This window comes from Kribbella sp. CA-293567 (assembly GCF_027627575.1).
Classification (GTDB): domain Bacteria; phylum Actinomycetota; class Actinomycetes; order Propionibacteriales; family Kribbellaceae; genus Kribbella.
The window spans coordinates 2,015,556-2,033,439 of record NZ_CP114065.1; the positions used below are offsets into that span (position 1 = coordinate 2,015,556).

Annotated in this window: 17 protein-coding genes; 10 read left to right on the forward strand and 7 right to left on the reverse strand. The window is 68.4% G+C overall.

The features are described 5' to 3' along the window. Window positions 1-53 precede the first annotated feature (53 nt). Both OX958_RS09770 and deoD read right to left on the reverse strand, forming a co-directional pair. Window positions 54-596, reverse strand: coding sequence for a hypothetical protein (locus OX958_RS09770; protein WP_270136934.1), 543 nt, complete (start codon window positions 594-596; stop codon window positions 54-56). 20 nt (window positions 597-616) lie between these two features. After that, window positions 617-1,330, reverse strand: coding sequence for a purine-nucleoside phosphorylase (gene deoD, locus OX958_RS09775; protein WP_270136935.1), 714 nt, complete (start codon window positions 1,328-1,330; stop codon window positions 617-619). A gap of 43 nt (window positions 1,331-1,373) precedes the next feature. Here deoD and nudC point away from each other — a divergent pair, with 43 nt between their 5' ends. Further along, window positions 1,374-2,297 (forward strand): NAD(+) diphosphatase, encoded by a 924-nt coding sequence (gene nudC / locus OX958_RS09780; protein ID WP_270136936.1) that lies wholly within the window; start codon window positions 1,374-1,376, stop codon window positions 2,295-2,297. Between the two features lie 7 nt (window positions 2,298-2,304). On the opposite strand, the gene OX958_RS09785 is transcribed toward nudC, so the two are convergent. Then, window positions 2,305-2,544, reverse strand: a complete 240-nt coding sequence (locus OX958_RS09785; RefSeq protein WP_112243990.1) for a mycoredoxin — start codon at window positions 2,542-2,544, stop codon at window positions 2,305-2,307. A 114-nt stretch (window positions 2,545-2,658) separates the two neighbouring features. On the opposite strand from OX958_RS09785, the gene OX958_RS09790 reads away from it, so the two are divergent. From OX958_RS09790 to OX958_RS09805, 4 genes are all read left to right on the forward strand, one after another. Continuing rightward, a complete protein-coding gene (locus tag OX958_RS09790; RefSeq protein WP_270136937.1) occupies window positions 2,659-4,779 on the forward strand; it encodes an ATP-dependent DNA helicase UvrD2 in 2,121 nt (706 codons plus the stop codon). A gap of 374 nt (window positions 4,780-5,153) precedes the next feature. Continuing rightward, complete coding sequence (locus OX958_RS09795) at window positions 5,154-5,351, forward strand: hypothetical protein (protein ID WP_270136938.1); 198 nt, start codon at window positions 5,154-5,156, stop codon at window positions 5,349-5,351. A 152-nt stretch (window positions 5,352-5,503) separates the two neighbouring features. Next, window positions 5,504-5,791: a WhiB family transcriptional regulator gene (locus OX958_RS09800; RefSeq protein WP_270136939.1), complete on the forward strand. Its 288-nt coding sequence runs from the start codon at window positions 5,504-5,506 to the stop codon at window positions 5,789-5,791. Between the two features lie 35 nt (window positions 5,792-5,826). Next, window positions 5,827-6,045 (forward strand): hypothetical protein, encoded by a 219-nt coding sequence (locus OX958_RS09805; protein WP_270136940.1) that lies wholly within the window; start codon window positions 5,827-5,829, stop codon window positions 6,043-6,045. A 216-nt stretch (window positions 6,046-6,261) separates the two neighbouring features. Here OX958_RS09805 and OX958_RS09810 read toward each other — a convergent pair whose 3' ends face one another. Beyond that, entirely contained in the window at window positions 6,262-6,795 is a 534-nt protein-coding gene (locus OX958_RS09810; protein ID WP_270136941.1) for an NUDIX hydrolase, read from the reverse strand. A gap of 30 nt (window positions 6,796-6,825) precedes the next feature. Between OX958_RS09810 and OX958_RS09815 the strand changes: the two genes are divergently transcribed. After that, complete coding sequence (locus OX958_RS09815) at window positions 6,826-6,993, forward strand: hypothetical protein (RefSeq protein WP_270136942.1); 168 nt, start codon at window positions 6,826-6,828, stop codon at window positions 6,991-6,993. Between the two features lie 6 nt (window positions 6,994-6,999). Here OX958_RS09815 and OX958_RS09820 read toward each other — a convergent pair whose 3' ends face one another. Both OX958_RS09820 and OX958_RS09825 read right to left on the reverse strand, forming a co-directional pair. Then, window positions 7,000-8,310: an ABC1 kinase family protein gene (locus OX958_RS09820; protein ID WP_270136943.1), complete on the reverse strand. Its 1,311-nt coding sequence runs from the start codon at window positions 8,308-8,310 to the stop codon at window positions 7,000-7,002. Between the two features lie 149 nt (window positions 8,311-8,459). Continuing rightward, window positions 8,460-8,618, reverse strand: coding sequence for a DUF5679 domain-containing protein (locus tag OX958_RS09825; RefSeq protein WP_012922897.1), 159 nt, complete (start codon window positions 8,616-8,618; stop codon window positions 8,460-8,462). Between the two features lie 507 nt (window positions 8,619-9,125). On the opposite strand from OX958_RS09825, the gene OX958_RS09830 reads away from it, so the two are divergent. Together OX958_RS09830 and OX958_RS09835 are read left to right on the forward strand one after the other, a co-directional pair. Beyond that, window positions 9,126-9,662, forward strand: a complete 537-nt coding sequence (locus tag OX958_RS09830) for a M48 family metallopeptidase (RefSeq protein WP_270136944.1) — start codon at window positions 9,126-9,128, stop codon at window positions 9,660-9,662. 393 nt (window positions 9,663-10,055) lie between these two features. Further along, a complete protein-coding gene (locus OX958_RS09835) occupies window positions 10,056-12,251 on the forward strand; it encodes an MMPL family transporter (RefSeq protein ID WP_270136945.1) in 2,196 nt (731 codons plus the stop codon). 99 nt (window positions 12,252-12,350) lie between these two features. Here OX958_RS09835 and OX958_RS09840 read toward each other — a convergent pair whose 3' ends face one another. Continuing rightward, on the reverse strand, window positions 12,351-14,606 hold the full coding sequence (locus OX958_RS09840; protein WP_270136946.1) for an FdhF/YdeP family oxidoreductase: 2,256 nt from the start codon (window positions 14,604-14,606) through the stop codon (window positions 12,351-12,353). Between the two features lie 188 nt (window positions 14,607-14,794). Here OX958_RS09840 and OX958_RS09845 point away from each other — a divergent pair, with 188 nt between their 5' ends. Together OX958_RS09845 and OX958_RS09850 are read left to right on the forward strand one after the other, a co-directional pair. Next, a complete protein-coding gene (locus tag OX958_RS09845) occupies window positions 14,795-17,080 on the forward strand; it encodes a rhamnogalacturonan lyase (RefSeq protein ID WP_270136947.1) in 2,286 nt (761 codons plus the stop codon). A 276-nt stretch (window positions 17,081-17,356) separates the two neighbouring features. Beyond that, window positions 17,357-17,797: a type II secretion system protein gene (locus tag OX958_RS09850; RefSeq protein WP_270136948.1), complete on the forward strand. Its 441-nt coding sequence runs from the start codon at window positions 17,357-17,359 to the stop codon at window positions 17,795-17,797. Window positions 17,798-17,884: the final 87 nt, after the last annotated feature.

Consider the following 17,884-nt stretch of genomic DNA (forward strand, 5'->3'; position numbering starts at 1 on the left):
AGCTGGAGGAACCGCCGTCGAGCCGATGCCGCGACGGCGGTTCCGATCCAGCGCTACTCCGGCTGGCAGTTCACCTTGCAGAGCTGGTCTTCGAGCGTCAGGTGCGCTCCCGGCTCCTCGGTGCCGACCTCGGTCGACCAGCCGACCTTCCAGTCACCCGCGGCCAGTTGCGCCGCAGGCTGCGCACCGAGCTTGCCGAACCAGTCGGTGATCTCCGTGCGGGGATTGATATGCGCCACTTCGAGCACCTGCGGCAGCTTCGACCCGATCTCCGCAGTAGCGGTGGCAACCGGGCCGGCGGCGTGCAGCGACACGACCGGCGACCGCGGGTGGGTCCCGGCGAGCACCCAGACCGACACCTTGTCCGCGGTACAGATCGCGTACGAGCCGTCAGCGCCGCACTTGTAGCCGGCACTGGTCAGTCCGGCGACTACCTGAGTCGCAGGGATGTCCGGCAGCGCAGTGTCGGTGGACGGCTTGCCGCTGGAGCCGGCAGGCTCTCCGGACGCGGCACCCCCAGGAGCCTCACCGGGGGTGTCCGCCTTGTCCGAGGAACCGGAACAGGCCGTGGTACCGAAGAGCAGGGCAGTGCTCACCAGCGCGACGGCGACCCGGTTCAGACCGGTACCTCGATCGCCGCGTCCAGGGCGATCGTGATCATCTCGGAGAAGGTGGTCTGCCGCTCCTCCGCGGACGTCACCTCCTTGGTGATCAGGTGGTCCGACACGGTCATGATGCCGAGCGCGCGGCGGCCGAACTTGGCGGCCAGCGTGTAGAGCGCGGCGGCCTCCATCTCGATCCCCAGTACGCCGTACTCCGCGGTCCGCGAGACCAGGTCGGGCCGGTCGTTGTAGAACAGGTCGCCGGAGAACACCTGGCCGACGTGCACGTTCAGTCCGGCCGCCTCGGCAGCGTCCACAGCGGCGCGCAGCAGCTTGTAGTCCGCGGTGGGCGCGTAGTCGATGCCGTGGAAACGCAGCCGGTTCATCTGCGAGTCGGTGCTGGCCGACATCGCCACGATCACGTCGCGAACCCGGACGGCCTCGGTCAGCGCGCCGCAGGTGCCGACCCGGATCAGGGTCTGGACGTCGTACTCGGCGAACAGTTCGTTGGCGTAGATCGAGGCCGACGCCTGACCCATGCCGGACCCCTGCACGGAGATCCGCTCACCCTTGTAGGTGCCGGTGAACCCGAACATGTTCCGGATCTCGGTGTAGCAGGTGACGTCGGACAGGTAGGTCTCGGCGATCCACTTGGCCCTCAGCGGATCTCCGGGGAAGAGCACGCGAGGCGCGATCTGCCCCTTCTCGGCGGCGATGTGAATACTCATGCCGGGATGCTCTCATGGTGGCTGGGCGAGATACGTTGAAGCCGTGGCCTATTCGATCGTTCCTGGTTCCCTCTCGCTGTCCCGCTCCGTCCTGGACCGCGCCGCTGACCGACGGCGGGACGTGGAGTGGCTGGAGAAGGCCTGGGCCGCCGAAGACACCCAGGTAGCGGTAGTAGCAGGCGACAAACTGGCAGTGGAACCAGACCGTACTGCGCTCCGGCTGGTGCCCCCCGCCGCGGCACCTGACGGTCTGCGGATCTTCCTGGGAATCGACTGGGTCCGGGGCGCCGGGCAGGCAGCCGACGGGCGCGCTGTGTTCGCAGTACTGGTTGGTGGTGAGCCGGACGAGTCGTACGCCGGGCTGCGCGAGGTCGGCGGAGTACTGAACGACCGGGAGGCCGGCATAGCGGTCAACGTGGTCGGACTGGCCAACTGGCACGCAGTACACACTCACTGCGCCAACTGCGGAGCACACACCGAGGTGGTCGACGCAGGCCACGTGCGGCACTGCCCGAACTGCGGGCTCAACCACTTCCCGCGCAGCGACCCGGCGATCATCGTGCTCGTCACCGACGACCAGGACCGCGCACTGCTGGGCCGCAACGAGGCCTGGCCGGAGGGGCGCTACTCGACCCTCGCCGGGTTCGTCGAGCCGGGCGAGTCGCTGGAGGCCGCCGTACGCCGGGAGGTCTTCGAGGAGACCGGCGTGGTCGTCGGCGAAGAGATCGAGTACGCCGGCAGCCAACCCTGGCCGCTGCCGTCCAGCCTGATGCTCGGCTTCTACGCCAGGGCGACCGGCTACGCGATCAACGTCGACCAGGACGAGATCGCCGAAGCCAAGTGGTTCAGCCGGGAGGACCTGGCCGCCCTCGTGGAGGCAGGCACGATGGCCCTCCCCGGCAACATCTCGATCTCCCGCCGCCTGATCGAGGGCTGGTACGGCAAGGAACTCACCGGCAGTTGGTGACCGGAGGCTAGGCGACCAGCTTGTCGGCGATCTGGGCGATCGACGGATTCGTCATCGCGGTGCCGTCGGGGAAGACCACGGTCGGCACGGTCTGGTTGCCGTTGTTGACCTTCTCGACGATCTTGGCCGCGTCCGGAACCTGCTCGATGTCGACCTCGGTGAACTCGATCCCGGCCCGCTTCAGCTGGCCCTTCAGGCGGTGGCAGTAGCCGCACCAGGGTGTCGAGTACATCGTGAATGCCGCCATCGTGGCTCGCTCCGTCTCTGCGTGGGGACGGGCGGCCGAAAACTGTCCGGGCGCCCGCATAAGGTGGCTCTCTACCTTGTTACTGAACCCTGCCGGTCGGAGTCCTGTTCCCGCATGTCCCAGTCCGTGAGCAACATCACGCAGGCCGTTCTCGGCCGGTCCGCCGACGAACTGCTCGAGGCGCTCGACCCCGAGCAGCGAGCCGTCGCGACCGCCCTGCACGGCCCGATCGTGGTGATGGCCGGCGCGGGCACCGGCAAGACCCGCGCGATCACCCACCGCATCGCGTACGGCGTGCGCATCGGCACCTACGACCCGGCCCGCGTCCTCGCCGTCACCTTCACCCAGCGGGCCGCCGGTGAGATGCGCGGCCGGCTCGCCCAGCTCGGCACCAACGGCGTCCAGGCGCGGACCTTCCACTCGGCCGCGCTCAGGCAGGCGCGGTACTTCTGGCCCAAGGTGTTCGGTGGTGAGCTGCCGCCGATCGTCGACCGCAAGTTCCCGCTGCTGACCGAGGCGGCGAACCGCTGCCGCGTCCGCGTCGACACCCCGGCCCTGCGCGACCTGGCCGGCGAGGTGGAGTGGGCCAAGGTGAGCAACGTCCGGCCGGACGACTACGCCAAGCTCGCGCCGGAGTCGGCCAGGGCCCTCGCGGCCTTCGACCCGGCCACGATCGCCCGCGTCTTCGCGGCGTACGAGGACGTGAAGCTCGAGCGCGGCCGGATCGACCTGGAGGACGTCCTGCTCTGCGCGGTGGCGCTGCTCGCCGAGGACGAGCGGGTGGCGGCCGAGATCCGCCGGCAGTACCGCACCTTCGTGGTCGACGAGTACCAGGACGTCAGCCCGCTGCAGCAGAGCCTGCTCGACCTGTGGCTCGGCGGCCGGGAGGACGTCTGCGTGGTCGGCGACCCGGCGCAGACCATCTACTCCTGGGCCGGTGCCGATCCGGCCAACCTGGTGCACTTCGCCCAGCGCCATCCCACCGCTCAGGTGATCAAGCTCGTCCGGGACTACCGCTCGACCCCGCAGATCGTGGACGTCGCCAACAAGGTCCTCGACGCGGCCGGCGCGTCCGGACTGCCCGGCCGGGTCACCCTCCGCTCGCAGCGCGAGGCCGGACCGGAGCCGACGTACCGGGAGTACTCCGACGAGGTCGCCGAGGCCGATGCGGTCGCCCGGGCCGTCTCCCGGCTCAACGACGCCGGGACCGCGCTGCGCGACATCGCGATCCTGTTCCGCACCAACGCCCAGTCGGAGAACTTCGAGCAGGCGCTGGCCGAACGCAAGCTTCCCGCGATGCTCAAGGGCGCCGAGCGGTTCTTCGAGCGGGCCGAGATCCGGCAGGCCGCCCTGCTGCTGCGCGGTCAGGCCAAGGCCGGCGACACCGGTGAAGACCTGGTCGACACCGTTCGGGCCGTCCTCGGCGGCGCCGGCTGGACAGCCGATCCGCCGGCCGGTACCGGCGCGGTGCGAGACCGCTGGGAGTCACTGAGCGCGCTCGTCACGATGGCCTCCGACTTCGGCGCCGCCCATCCGGAGGCGGGGATCGTGGAGCTGATGGCCGAGCTCGACCGCCGTGCCTCGATCCAGCACGCGCCGCTGGCCGAGGGAGTCACGCTGGCGACCCTGCACGCGGCGAAGGGCCTGGAGTGGGGTTGCGTCTTCATCGTCGGCGCTCACGAGGGCACCCTGCCCATCACCTACGCCCAGACCCCGGCGCAGGTGGAGGAGGAGCGGCGGCTCTTCTATGTCGGCGTGACCCGAGCCAAGGACCAGCTCTCGATCAGCTGGTCGGCCGCCCGCTCGCCGGGTGGCCGCGCCAGCCGTGGACCGACCCGCTTCCTGGACCCGATCGGTGTCCGTACGCCGCGGTCCGGCGACCGGGAGCCGTCGCCCCGCGCCCGGGCGCAGCGCAGTGAGCGTTCGGACCTGCCGATCCCGAAGTGCAGGGTCTGCGGCCGTGGCCTGACCGAGCCGGCCGCCCGCAAGCTGGGCCGTTGCGAGGACTGTCCGTCGACGATGGACCAGGCGCTGTTCGACGCGTTGTTCGAGTGGCGTGCCGACAAGGCGGCCGAGGAGTCGTTGCCGGCCTTCGTCATCTTCACCGACGCCACGCTGACCGCGATCGCCGAGGCCCGCCCGACCGACCAGCGCGAGCTGCTCCGGATCGCCGGTATCGGCCGGACCAAGCTGACGAAGTACGGCGAATCCGTGCTGAACATCTGCACCCGCTGACGCTGGAGCCCTCAATTACCCGCCGGTCACCGAAAAGCCCTTGCAGGCTTGGCGGTCCGGCCGCGACACTCGGTGGAGGGTTTTTCTGCTGGTGGCAGACGACGGGCCGGTTCCTGGCAACTAGATGTCAGGGGCAACGGTCTCGGAGGGTGCCACCGGTACGCCGGAGCGTGCTGGACCGGTCGGCCGGGGCAAGTTTTCCGCTCACTCAGCGGCAACTTCCGGCCAACTTCAAAAACCTGCGATAAATAGTTTGCGGCCTCCGGCGAGGTCAGCGTACTGTTCTTTCTGCGGTCGAAAGCTGGCCGAAAACTTCAAACCACAGCGATGAGCTTGCCGCTCACTTCGCCACAACGAGAGGAGGTGCCTGGGAAATGGTCAACACCACGATGAAGCCGACCGACGTCGCCGTCACGCTGCCGTGCGCCCCGATCCAGGGCGCCTTCCAGTCGCGTCTGTACGTCGAGACCGTTGTGATCCTCGCCAATGGCGTTGCCCCGATCAAGGGCGGAGCTGTCGGCGATGTGAAGCACGGCGGTCAGGGTTCTCGAGCATGGAGTCCACCGGTCTGACGACAAGTCAGCCGGCACCTCCAAGGCCGCGGAACCCTACCCAGGGTCCCGCGGCCCTTTTGTTTGTCCCGATGAGTTTGGCGGTCACCAACCGGTGGGCCGTCGAAGACAGCAAGAGAACACAGCAAGACAGTCACTAGGAGGTGACCGGAATGAGCGTTAGCTTCCTCGATGCCTACAACGAGGTTGCAACGTCGCAGGACCTGCCCTGTCGGTCCTACGCGCCAGAACTCTTCTTCGCCGAATCCCCGGCGGACGTCGAGTACGCAAAGTCTCTGTGCAACACCTGCCCGCTGGTGAACGAGTGCCTGGCCGGAGCGCTCGAGCGTTCCGAGCCGTGGGGAGTGTGGGGAGGCCAGCTGTTCGTCCAGGGTGCGGTGGTCGCCCGGAAGCGGCCTCGCGGCCGTCCACGTAAGTGCGACACCGTGACCGCGGCCTGACGACCCCAACCCATCCCGAATCGAGACTCAGAACCATGAAAACCCAGACTTCACCCAGGAGAGTTGAAATGCATTTACTTCAAGAAGATCTCGCTCGTGCTCATTGTCGGTCCTTGCTGATCGACGCCGAGCAGAACCGGCGCTTCCGTCTGGCGAGCCAGCTCGCCAAGGCGCAGAAGCAGGCCGAACGGGCCACGCGGCGCGCGGAGAGGGCCAGTGCAAAGGCACGCCTCACCCTCGCCCGCCTGGTCTGATCCACCCCGGCTCTCAGCCACCGGCCGGACCGTCACGGTCCGGCCGGCCTGAGCCGAAAACCTGGCTGACGCGGTAGGAGCCGATCTCCGACACCCCGCCGAAGCCACGCGAGCAACGACCGGCAGTACGGACCAGGGGGACCGTCGCTCCGGTCGGAGCTGAACACCCCGAGAGGCGGCATCCAGCGGATGCCGCCTCTCGGCACGTTCAGGGGCTCAGCCCAGCAGATCCCGCAGCAATGCTTGCTGCAGGCCGACCAGGGAGATCCCGCTGACGATCTCCTGCCGGGCGATCATCCCCGGTACGTCGGTGAGCGGTATCCACTCGATCCGGTCGGACTCGTTCCGCTCGGTCGGCTCCCCGATCCGGACCGCGGTGGTGGCCCGGAAGACGTGATGGGCGGAGTCCATGATCCCGGCCGCGGGCTCGGAGTACACGAGTTCCCGCAGCTCGCCCGGCCGCCAGCCCGTCTCTTCCTCGACCTCGCGGGCCGCCGCCTCGGCGGGGGACTCGTCCGGCTCGATCAGCCCCATCGGCAGCTCCCACGCCCACCGGTCGGTCAGGAACCGGTGCCGCCACATCAGCAGCACCCGGCCGTTCCCATCGGTCACCACCGCCGCGGCGACGTGCCGCAGCCGCACCGCGTGATAGTCCAGCCGTTCCCCGTCAGGCTGTTCGACATCGAGCCTGCGCACGCTCAGCCAGGAGTTTCCCCAGGCCTCGGTCTCGTCATGGATCCGCCATCGCATGCCCGCAGCCTAGGGTGCAGAATCGTCCCCATGACCACCCCGAGCTGCGCGTTGTGCGGCACGCAGGCGCCGACCGAGGACCTGCCGCTGACCTGGGTCACCTCGATCGAGAACGGTCAGAAGCTCCTGTACTGCGACCGCTGTGCCCGCGAGAACGTCCGCGGTATCGAGGGGAAACTCGACAGCGCCTGGTGGTGACCGGGCTCAGTCGCTGAAGCCGGGCAGGAACTCCTCCAGCACCGACCGGAACGGCGCTTGCGCCTCGAGCTGGGACAGCACCGCGATGCCACCGATCCAGACCCGGTGGATCAGCAGGTACGACGGGGGCAGGTTGATCTTGAGCCCCATGGTGGCGTTCGGCGAGCGGAAGTCGCTGGTCCGGTTGGCCTGCGCCCGCATCCACTCCCGGCTGAACTGGAACGACTCCTCGCGGGCCGGCTCCGCGAACGGCGCCAGGTAGTCCATCAGCTGGGCGGGATCGATCTCCATCCGCGGCTTGATGAACCCCTCGGCGCGCAACCCGTTCAGAACCGCGTCGCCGTCACCCTCCAGCGAGATGCGCAGCAGCCGCCCGATCGCCGGCGGCAAGCCGTCCGGGAGCCTGGCGCACAGACCGAAGTCGACCACTCCGAGCCGGCCGTCCGGCATCACCCGGAAGTTGCCCGGGTGCGGGTCGGAGTGCAGCAGGCCGGCCAGCAACGGTCCGCTGAACATGAAGCGGACGTACTTCAGGCCGATCTCGTCGCGCTCCTGCTGGGTGCCGTCGGTGATGAACCCCGACAGCGGCTTGCCCTCGATCCACTCGGACACGATCACGGTGGGGGAGTGCTTGATCACCCGCGGTACGACGAACTCGGGATGGTCCTTGAAGGCATCGGCGTACTGCTGCTGGGCCTGGGCCTCACGGTCGTAGTCGAGCTCCTCACCGATCCGCTCCTGCAGCTCGGCGATCAACGGCTTCATGTCGATGCCGGGCACCAGGGCGCCGAAGGTGCGGGCGAAGCGGCCGAGCTGCTTCAGGTCGGCCCGCAGCGCCTCGGCGGCACCGGGGTACTGGAGCTTGATCGCGACCTCGCGGCCGTCCTTGAGGGTGCCGCGATGCACCTGGCCGATCGACGCGGCCGCCGCGGGCAGGTCGTCGAACTCCTCGAACCGGTCCCGCCAGCGCTTGCCCAGCTCCCGGGACAGGATCGTGTGCACGGTCGAGGCCGGCATCGGTGGGGCGGAGTCCTGCAGCTTGGTCAGCGTCGCCCGGTACGGCGCCGCGAACTCCTCGGGCATCGCCGACTCCATCAAGCTCAGCATCTGCCCGAACTTCATCGCGCCGCCCTTGAGCTCACCCAGGACGGAGAACAACTGGTCGGCGGTCCGGCGCTGGAACTCGGCCGCCACGGCCTCGGCCGGCGCGCCGCCGATCCGTTTGCCGAGCCCGACGGTCGCGCGCCCGGCGGCACCTAGCGGCAGACTCGCCAGCTTCGCCGTACGGCTGAGGGCCTTGCGGGGGAGGTCGGACACGTCCCCATTCTGTCCGGTCGTTCAAGCAGGATCACGGCTGGGGCACCGCGAGTCTGATCACAAGTGTTTCGGGATACTTTCGGTTGCCAACGGCGAAGGGGCGGTGGTGGGACCCGAAGGCCGCACCACCGCCCCTACGACTTGGTGCGTCAGGCCTTGCCGAGGATCCGGTTCAGGTTCGTACCGCACTCGGGGCACTTGGCCTTGGCCATGCGCGTGCCCTTGTCGTTGACCTTGACCTCGCCGTCGGCGGTGCGCTTGGCCTTGCACTTGACGCAGTAGAACTCGCCGCTCCAGGTCTCTGCCATGAGGGCCCTCTCCTTGCTTGATACCAGCCGGGGCGTACGCCCCGGCCGTCGTGGATGCTTTCGGCAGACCGTCCTGCCGTAGGCCGTTCGGCCCAATCGGGATTCACCCTACGGCAGCCGGAGAGGGACTCAAGCCCATCTGCCGCTCAGCGTGCCGCTTGGAAATCGTTCTCCGCAGTCGCCGGTGACGCAGAGCAGGCTCCCGGTCGTCCGCCTCCGGAACCGCTCGGCTTCCCCTCCGAGTGGCCCCGGAGGCGGTCCGGGAGCCTGCTGGAACCGACGCTAGGAGCTGACTGGCCTGCTGACAAGTCCACGTTGTCCACCCCTGTGGATAAACCTGTGGGCAAGCTGTGGGGCGCGCCGGGCGACACTGTGGACGACCGGGGGAACACGATGTGAACAACCGGCGTCCACGGATTCGCCAACAGGCATCTGACCTGCGAAAACGTCGATTCACAGGATGTGGACAGAAGAAATCTGGGCGAATCAGGCGGTACGGTTCGACTCATGGCCGATTCTCCACCGCGCCCGATCCCGTCGTACGTGGACATCCGCCGCAGCAAGCGGCGCAAGCGGACCGTCAGCGCCTACCGGGACGGTGAACGGGTGATCGTGCTGATGCCCGACCGGCTGTCTGCCATCGAGGAGGCGCGCTGGGTCGAAACCATGCTCCAGCGGCTCGAGAAGCAGCGCAGCCGATCCCGCGTGTCGGACGAAAAATTGTTGGCCAGAGCACACGATCTCGCGTGTCGCCACCTGCCCGAAGTGCCCGAACCTGCGTCCGTCAGGTGGGTTTCGAACCAAAATCGACGCTGGGGATCCTGCACTCCGGCCGACCGTTCGATCCGGCTCTCGACCCGGCTGCAGTCGATGCCGGCCTGGGTCGTGGACTACGTCCTCGTACACGAGCTGGCTCACCTGGTGGAGCCGTCCCACAACGCGGCGTTCTGGGAGTTGGTCCATCGCTACCCCAAGGCCGAGCGTGCCGAGGGATATCTGGAGGGCATCTCAGCCGCCTCCACCCTCGATCTCGAGGACTTCTGACCCTGGCTTGCAGAGGGCCCGGCCGGGGTAGCCCTAGGGGCCGGACCGCCACCACACACCAACCTCCGCCGGGCACGGCGCGGCACGCTCAGTGCGCCTGCCGCCGCGCCTGAATCGGGAGGTTGATGTGTGGTGCGGCTCCGCCGCGTCCGAGAACCGGCTCGGCCCGCGCCTGGCCCGCGCGCCGAGCTGCTCGTCAGCAAGCGGTTTCCTCAGTGCCGGCCTGTGGACATCCCCAGGGTGAGGTGGGGACGGCACCAGGGTGGACTCGGTGGCTTCCTGCATGGTGGCCGACGCCTTCCTTAACGAAAGCTGAGACCCGTAGCCAGCAGTCGGCGTCGGGCCGGGCTGGGAGGGGCGTCCAGAGGCGGGCGCAGAGGGGTAGGAGTCACCATGTCCAGTTCCAGGGGACAACTCACGGTGCGGGCCGCACGCTGGAGTGCCACCCATCCGTGGCGGGCGATCGCCATGTGGGTGGTCGTGGTCGTGGCGTGTTTCGCGGTCGGCAACCTGACCGGGACCAAGGAGTCGACCAACGAGGGCGACATCGGTGAGGTGACCCGGGCCGACAGCATCGTCAAGTCCGGCAACTTCCCCGACCACGACGTCGAGAGCGTGCTGATCACGCCGAAGTCCGGGGCGCTCGACCAGACCCAGGCCAACCAGGTCGCTGGCGTGGTGACTGAGCGGATGCGCGCCCTCGGTGGGGTCGCGGAGGTCGCCCAGCCGATCCTGTCACCGAAGAAGGACGCGCTGATCGTCCGGGTCACGCTGAAGGACGGCGACGACGACAACCGGGTCCAGCCGCTGCTCGACACGACCGCGAAGGTCCAGCAGGACTACCCGGCGCTGCGGGTCGAACAGGTCGGTGGCGAGTCGATCGGCAAGGCGCTGGATGAGACCCTCGGCGAGGACTTCAAGCGGGCCGAGATGTTCAGCCTGCCGGTGACGCTGATCATCCTGCTGCTCGCCTTCGGCGCCCTGATCGCGGCCGCCGTGCCGCTGGTGCTCGCGCTGACCGCGGTGGTCGCGGCGATCGGACTCTCCGCCGCGGCCTCGCAGTTGGTGCCGGCGGTCGACGCGGTCAACAGCGTCATCCTGCTGATCGGTATGGCGGTCGGCGTCGACTACTCACTGTTCTATCTGCGCCGTGAACGCGAGGAGCGCGCCAAGGGCCGCACCCACCTGGACGCGGTCGAGGTGGCCGCGGCGACCTCGGGACATGCGGTCGTCGTCTCCGGCACCGCGGTGATCATCTCGATGGCGGGTCTGTTCCTGGCTCGGGACGCGGTCTTCTCCTCTTTCGCGGTCGGCTCGATCCTCGTGGTCGCCGTCGCGGTGGTCGGTTCGCTGACCGTGCTTCCGGCGATCCTGGCCAAGCTCGGCCGCTGGGTGGACCGCCCGCGCATCCCGCTCATCTGGCGCCTCACGGCGAACAAGACGAACCCGCGTCTGTGGCCGGCCCTGCTCAAGCCGGCTCTGAAGCACCCGATCGCGACCCTGCTGGTCTCTGTCACCGCGCTGCTCGCCGTGGCGGCACCCGCGCTGGGGATGAACCTGAAGTTTCCGGGCACCGAGGACCTGCCGCGCGACACGGCGGTGATGCAGGCGTACGACCGGCTGACCGCGGTTTTCCCGAGCACGGGCACCAGCCACGAGGTCGCAGTACGGGCCCCGGCCGGCGAGCAGGCCGCGGTGAAGGCGGCGTTCGGTGAGCTGATCAAGAAGACCCAGTCGGACAAGCTGTACGCACAGGACGGGCTGGAAGAGCCTGAGGTCTCCGCCGATGGCACGGTGTCGGTGTTCGAGGTCGCCACGCCGTACGAGGGTGGGAGCCAGGAAGCGCGGGACTCGCTGACCAAGCTGCGGACGGAGCTGATGCCGCAGACCTTCGGCAAGGTGCCGGGAGTGGAGTACGCGGTCGGCGGGTTCGTCGCGGCTGACGTGGACTACGCGGCCCACACCAGGTCGAAGCTGCCGCTGGTGATCGGGTTCGTGCTCCTGCTGACGATGATCGTGATGATGGTGACCTTCCGCTCGGTCGTCGTCGCGGTCACCGCGATCGGACTCAACCTGCTCAGCGCCGGAGCGGCGTACGGGGTGATCACGGCGGTCTTCCAGAACACCTGGGCCGAGGGCCTCCTCGACTTCCGCTCCAACGGAGCCGTCGTCTCCTGGCTGCCGCTGTTCCTCTTCGTGGTCCTCTTCGGCCTCTCGATGGACTACCACGTCTTCGTGGTCAGCCGGATCCGCGAGGCCGTACTCCGAGGCGTCCCGACCAAGCAGGCCGTTGCCGAAGGCATCACCGGCTCGGCAGGCGTGGTGACCAGCGCGGCCGCCGTCATGATCGGCGTCTTCGCGGTCTTCGCCACCCTGAGCACCCTGGACATGAAGCAGTTGGGCGTCGGCCTGGCGGTGGCGATCCTGATCGACGCGACGATCATCCGCGCGGTCGTCCTCCCGTCCATCATGACGCTGCTCGGCGACGCCAACTGGTGGGCCCCCAAATGGCTCCGCTCCAAGCCCGCCAAGCACGCGGCGCCGGCAGCAGCTCCCGAGGAGGAGCGGGAACTCACCCCCGTCGGCTGACCCACTGGCCAAGAGTTACCCCCGCGGCCGGATGGTTACCCCAGGTTCTGACCGGGGGTAACCATCCGGCCGGCAAGGTAACTCTTGCTTGAGCGGGGGTTAGGGCGAGGGTTGCAGGCGGACGGTTAGGCCTTTGGCTACGGGGGTGTTGCTGCCTTTGGCCAGGTCGTCGGCCGACATCAGGACGTTGGTTTCCGGGTAGTACGCCGCGACGCAGCCGCGGGCGGTGGGGTAGGAGACCAGGCGGTAGCCGTTGGCCCGGCGTTCCACGCCGGCGAACTCGCTGATGATGTCGACGAGCTGGCCGTCCTCCAGACCCAGCGCCTTCAGGTCGTCGGGGTTGACGAAGACGACCTCGCGGGTGCCGTGGATGCCGCGGTAGCGGTCCTCCAGGCCGTAGATCGTGGTGTTGAACTGGTCGTGGCTGCGCATCGTCTGCAACAGCAGGCGGCCGGGCTCGGTCGGCAGCCAGGACAGGTCGTTCGCGCTGAACTGCGCCTTCGCGTCCGACGTCTTGAACTCACGCTTGTCCCGGGCGGCATGCGCCAGCAGGAACCCGCCTGTCGCCTGCAACCGCTGCTCGAAGTCCTCGTACCCGTCGCAGACCCGTCCGATCCGCTGCCGGATCAGGCTGTAGTCGTCGGCGAAGTCCGCCCAGGGGATCTGCCCGACCTCGGGGACGACCAGCGCGGCGATCCCGCAGACGATTGCGATCTCCGACTTCAGCTCCGGGGCCGGCGGCACCAGGTTCCCCGTCGACAGATGTACTGCGCCCTGCGAGTCCTCGACCGTCACCGACTGTGGCCCGTTCGGCGTGTGGTCGTGATCGGTCCGTCCGAGCGTCGGCAGGATCAGCGCCTCGCGCCCGGTCACCACGTGCGACTTGTTCAGCTTCGTCGACACATGCACGGTCAGATCACACCGCCGGAGGCCTTCGTGGACGACGTCGGTGTCCGGCGTCGCCATCGCGAAGTTGCCGCCCATCGCGAAGAACACCCGGACGGCGCCCTCCCGCAACCGGTGCACCGTCTCGGCCGCGTCGATCCCGTGGTCGCGCGGCGAAGTGAAGGCGAACTCACGGTCCAGCCGGTCCAGGAACGCGTCCGGCATCCGCTCCCAGATGCCCATGCTCCGGTCGCCCTGCACGTTCGAGTGACCGCGCACCGGGCACGGCCCCGCGCCCGGCTTGCCGATGTTGCCCTGCAGCAGCAGCACGTTGACGATCTCGGTGATGGTGGCAACCGCTTCGCGATGCTGCGTCAGCCCCATCGCCCAGCAGATCACCGTCGCCTTCGACTTGAGGAAGCGAGCGGTGAACTCCTCGATCTCCGCCCGCGTCAGCCCCGTCGCCAGCTCCACCGCCGCCCAGTCCAGCTCGGCGTTGTGCTTGGCGTACACCTCGTACCCACTCGTGTGGTCCTCGATGAACGCCTTGTCCAGCACGGTTCCCGGCGCGTCTGCCTCGGCCTGCAGCAACAAGTGGCCGACGGCAAGGAACAGCGCCTGGTCACCACCGATCCGGATCTGCAGGTGCTGGTCGGCCAGCTCGGTGCCCTTGCCGACCCAGCCCGACGGCCGTTGCGGGTTCTTGAAGTTCATCAGCCCCGGCTCGGGCAGCGGGTTCACCGAGACGATGTCCGCGCCGTTCCTCTTCGCGATCTCCAGGTGGCTGAGCATCCGCGGCGCGTTGGTGCCCGGGTTCTGCCCGACCACGACGATCAACTCGGACTCCTCGAGCATCTCCAGCGTGACCGCGCCCTTGCCGCTGCCGATCACCCGCGTCAGCGCCGTACCGGAGGACTCGTGGCACATGTTCGAGCAGTCGGGCAGGTTGTTCGTGCCGTAGGCGCGGACGAAGGTCTGGTAGAGGAACGCAGCCTCGTTGCTGGTCCGCCCGGAGGTGTAGAACACCGCGTCGTCGGGATCGTCGAGCGCCTTCAGGTGCCGGGCGACGACCTGGAACGCCTCCTCCCAGCCGACCGGTTCGTAGTGCGTCGCGCCCGCCCGCAGCAGCATCGGCTCGGTGATCCGGCCGAGCTTGCCGAGCTCGAACTCGGAGATCTGCTGCAGGTCCTCGATCGAGTGCTCGGCGAAGAACGCCCGCGGCACCCGCTTGCGGGTCGCCTCCCAGGCGACCGCCTTGGCCCCGTTCTCGCAGAACTCCGCCGAGTGTTTGCGCTTGCTGTCCGGATCCGGCCAGGCACAGGACGGGCAGTCGAAGCCGCGGTCCTGGTTCATCTTGAGGAACACCTTGCCGGTCCGGACCGGGCCCATCTCGCGCAAACCGAACTTGAACGACGAGAGCACGGCAGGCACGCCGGCGGCCTTCTTCTTCGGCTGTTCGATGTCGACCATGGTTCAACTGTAAATCGTCCTATCGGCACAGGCAGGGTTGATAGCCGTCGCCGATGCCGGCCACCGCCGCGCGATCGCGACGGATCGGTCCCGACCGGTTGCGGACAGAACCGTCGACGGACCGGGCAAGTCGCGTTAGCGTGCGAATGGAAAGCGGTTACCGCACCTCTCGCCCCGAAGGATCCGCCATGACCTTCCGCCGAGTCGCAGCCCTCGTCCTCGCCGCTCTGCTCGCCACCGCAGGCGCCCCCGCCACTGCCGCTGCCGCTGCCGCTGCCACAGCCAGTACGGCGTACGCGGCGCACCCGCCGCAGGCCCGACCCCAGCTCGAGAAGCTCGACCGCGGTCTGGTCGCCACCAGCACCAGCGAAGGCGTCTTCCTCAGCTGGCGCCTACTGGCCAAGGAGGCGACGGGCAGCACCGAGCACGGACTCACCGGAGCCGACTTCAACGTCTACCGCGACGGCAAGCGGATCGCCACCGTCACGGACAGCACCAACTACCTGGACCGGACCGGCGGCCAGGGCTCCCACTATCGGGTCGTCTCCGTCGTCAAGGGCCGGGAGCAGGACCGCAGCGCCAGCGTCACACCGTGGTCCAACGGCTACACCGACCTTCCACTGCGTAAGCCCGCCGACGGAGTCACACCCGCCGGTGAGCCGTACACCTACTCGGCCAATGACCTGAGTGTCGGCGACGCGGACGGCGACGGCCAGTACGAGTACGTCGTCAGCTGGACCCCGTCGAACGCCAAGGACGTGTCCCAGATCGGATACACCGGCAACGTCTACCTTGACACCTACAAGGCCAATGGGACGTTGCTGCACCGACTCGACCTTGGGGTCAACATCCGGGCCGGAGCCCACTACACGCAGTTCCTCGTCTACGACTTCGATGGTGACGGCCGCTCCGAGCTGATGCTGAAGACGGCGCCTGGTACCAAGACGACCAGCTATGACCGCTCAGGGCGGGTCAGGTCGGATCGCTACATCACCATGCCTGCAGCGGACCGCCGTGCGGGCTACAGCCACCGTGACGACTACCGGGTCAGCAAGGCCGGCTACTACGAGCACCTGGTCGCTATGTTCCAGCAGTGGCAGGACCAGCCCGAGGTCAAGAGCGGCAAGTGGCCAGCCACGCTGGAAGCCGCTTTCGGCATCGAACAGCGCTACCAGTACCCACTGGTCCGTACGGATGCCGCTGCACTCGTCGACTACTTCATGGACGTCTACGCGCCGAGCCGTAGCGAGCGCAACAAGCTTCGCGACTTCGAGGGCTTCATCCTCAGCGGTCCTGAGTACCTGACGGTTTTCGACGGCCGGACCGGGCGGGAACTCGAGACGACCCGCTACCAGCCCGGCAGAGCAGACGACGGCCTGCGCTGGGGGGACTACGCCATGTCGAGGATCGAGCCCGGCAACCGCGTCGACCGCTTCCTGGCCGGCGTCGCCTACCTGGACGGCTCCCGCCCGTCAGCGGTCTTCGCCCGCGGCTACTACACCCGTACGACGATCGCCACCTACGGCTGGAACGGCAGGAAGATCACCCGAGGCTGGGCGGTCGACAGTGGCTGGACCCCGATGACCAACCCCTTCAACGACAGTCCGCACGGCCGGGACGGCACGGATCCGCAGTACGGCTCGATCACGACGCAGGGGTTCCACTCGCTGAGTGCGGCCGACGTGGACGGCGACGGGAAGCAGGAGATCGTCTACGGGTCCGCCACGATCGACGACGACGGGGAGGTGCTCTACAGCTCCAAGGACGTACTGCCGCCGTCCAGTGCCGACCCCGGCGCGGTCGCGAGGCTCGGACACGGCGACGCGATGCACGTGACCGACATCGACCCGCAGCGGCCGGGCAAGGAGATCTTCACCGTGCACGAAGGCGCCACCTCAGCGCCGTACGGGTACGCCTTGCGGGATGCCGCCACCGGCCAGGTGATCTACGGCGAGTACTCCGGACGCGACACCGGCCGCGGCATGGTCGGCGACATCGACTCCACCGAGCCGGGTCTCGAGACCTGGGCCATGCGGTTGCGGAGTGCGGACGGCGATGCGCTCGGCACCGCGTATCCCGGGACCAACCAGAGCATCCGCTGGGCCGCCGACATGACCACCCAGATCGTCGACGGCGCCGGCACGGTGACGCCGACCATCAAGGACTGGCACCGCGGCACGCTGCTCACCGCGACCGGAACCCTGACCAACAACGGCACCAAGGGAAACCCGTCACTGGTGGCCGACATCCTCGGTGACTGGCGCGAAGAGCTACTGGTTCGCACGGCCGGCAGCAGCGCGATCCGGATCTACCTGAGCACCGAGGTGACCGACCGCAAGCTCTACACGTTGATGCACGATCCGCAGTACCGCGTGGAGGTCGCGCGGCAGAACACGGCGTACAACCAGCCGTCGTACCCCGGGTTCTATCTCGCCTCGGACCTCGACTGGTCGAAGGTGCCGCTGCCGAGGTGACACCGGCGTCGGGCGATCAGCCGACAGGTGTCAGCTGGTCAGCCCGAAGCTCCGGCCGTTCGGCTCGGAACGTCCGGCCGTTCACCCGCTGTGACGCGGGCCTTGCAGAGACGAGTGTTTGACGCGGCAGCAAAGCGGCATCTGGGGGGATGAGCGTCGGCTCCGCGCACCGGGTCCAGGGGTCGGACCCAGGTACGCCGGCCGTTCCGTCGTGCGTTGCCGCGCCTGGAAGACCCTGTCTCCGTCGCCTGCCGGAGCATCTGCAAAGGAAGCACCATGAAAGACCGCCTTCGGGCCGCCGTTCTGGCCGCCCGAACCGTCCACCGTGCCTCGAACCAGCCATCGACCCGCCGCGTCCACCGAGCCCACTCCGGCCGGGACCGATCCGGCCGCCGGAACGAATCCGGCTTCACCCTGATCGAACTGCTGATCGTCGTCGTCATCCTCGGCGTGCTGTCCGGGATCGTCGTCTTCGCCGTCAGCGGCATCCAGGACCGTGGCAACGCTGCCGCCTGCAAGACCGACAAGAAGACCGTACTGGTCGCCGTGGAGGCGTACTACGCCAAGAACGGCGCCTACCCGCCGGCGGGGGAGGCCGGCTGGCTGGAGCTCACCGTCGGTGTCAACCAGCTGCTCCGTGAACGCCCGGCCGGCAGCGGCTACGCCATCACCCTCGGCGTCGGTGGGCTGGTGACGGCGACCGGCGCCTGTACCTGATCGATTCCCGCCCCTCCCGCGCTCCTCTCGGCGCGGCGGCGGGTGGACCGGCTCGGAGGAGGGCCGGTCCATCCGCTGAGGGGAGCC

What these genes read in the sequence shown, in the direction of transcription:
- deoD (WP_270136935.1), bottom strand. Translation starts at nt 1,330, where the DNA reads ATGAGTATTCACATCGCCGCCGAGAAGGGGCAGATCGCGCCTCGCGTG.
- OX958_RS09785 (WP_112243990.1), bottom strand. Translation starts at nt 2,544, where the DNA reads ATGGCGGCATTCACGATGTACTCGACACCCTGGTGCGGCTACTGCCAC.
- OX958_RS09790 (WP_270136937.1), top strand. Translation starts at nt 2,659, where the DNA reads ATGTCCCAGTCCGTGAGCAACATCACGCAGGCCGTTCTCGGCCGGTCC.
- OX958_RS09795 (WP_270136938.1), top strand. Translation starts at nt 5,154, where the DNA reads ATGGTCAACACCACGATGAAGCCGACCGACGTCGCCGTCACGCTGCCG.
- OX958_RS09800 (WP_270136939.1), top strand. Translation starts at nt 5,504, where the DNA reads ATGAGCGTTAGCTTCCTCGATGCCTACAACGAGGTTGCAACGTCGCAG.
- OX958_RS09805 (WP_270136940.1), top strand. Translation starts at nt 5,827, where the DNA reads ATGAAAACCCAGACTTCACCCAGGAGAGTTGAAATGCATTTACTTCAA.
- OX958_RS09810 (WP_270136941.1), bottom strand. Translation starts at nt 6,795, where the DNA reads ATGCGATGGCGGATCCATGACGAGACCGAGGCCTGGGGAAACTCCTGG.
- OX958_RS09815 (WP_270136942.1), top strand. Translation starts at nt 6,826, where the DNA reads ATGACCACCCCGAGCTGCGCGTTGTGCGGCACGCAGGCGCCGACCGAG.
- OX958_RS09825 (WP_012922897.1), bottom strand. Translation starts at nt 8,618, where the DNA reads ATGGCAGAGACCTGGAGCGGCGAGTTCTACTGCGTCAAGTGCAAGGCC.
- OX958_RS09830 (WP_270136944.1), top strand. Translation starts at nt 9,126, where the DNA reads ATGGCCGATTCTCCACCGCGCCCGATCCCGTCGTACGTGGACATCCGC.
- OX958_RS09835 (WP_270136945.1), top strand. Translation starts at nt 10,056, where the DNA reads ATGTCCAGTTCCAGGGGACAACTCACGGTGCGGGCCGCACGCTGGAGT.
- OX958_RS09840 (WP_270136946.1), bottom strand. Translation starts at nt 14,606, where the DNA reads ATGGTCGACATCGAACAGCCGAAGAAGAAGGCCGCCGGCGTGCCTGCC.
- OX958_RS09845 (WP_270136947.1), top strand. Translation starts at nt 14,795, where the DNA reads ATGACCTTCCGCCGAGTCGCAGCCCTCGTCCTCGCCGCTCTGCTCGCC.
- OX958_RS09850 (WP_270136948.1), top strand. Translation starts at nt 17,357, where the DNA reads ATGAAAGACCGCCTTCGGGCCGCCGTTCTGGCCGCCCGAACCGTCCAC.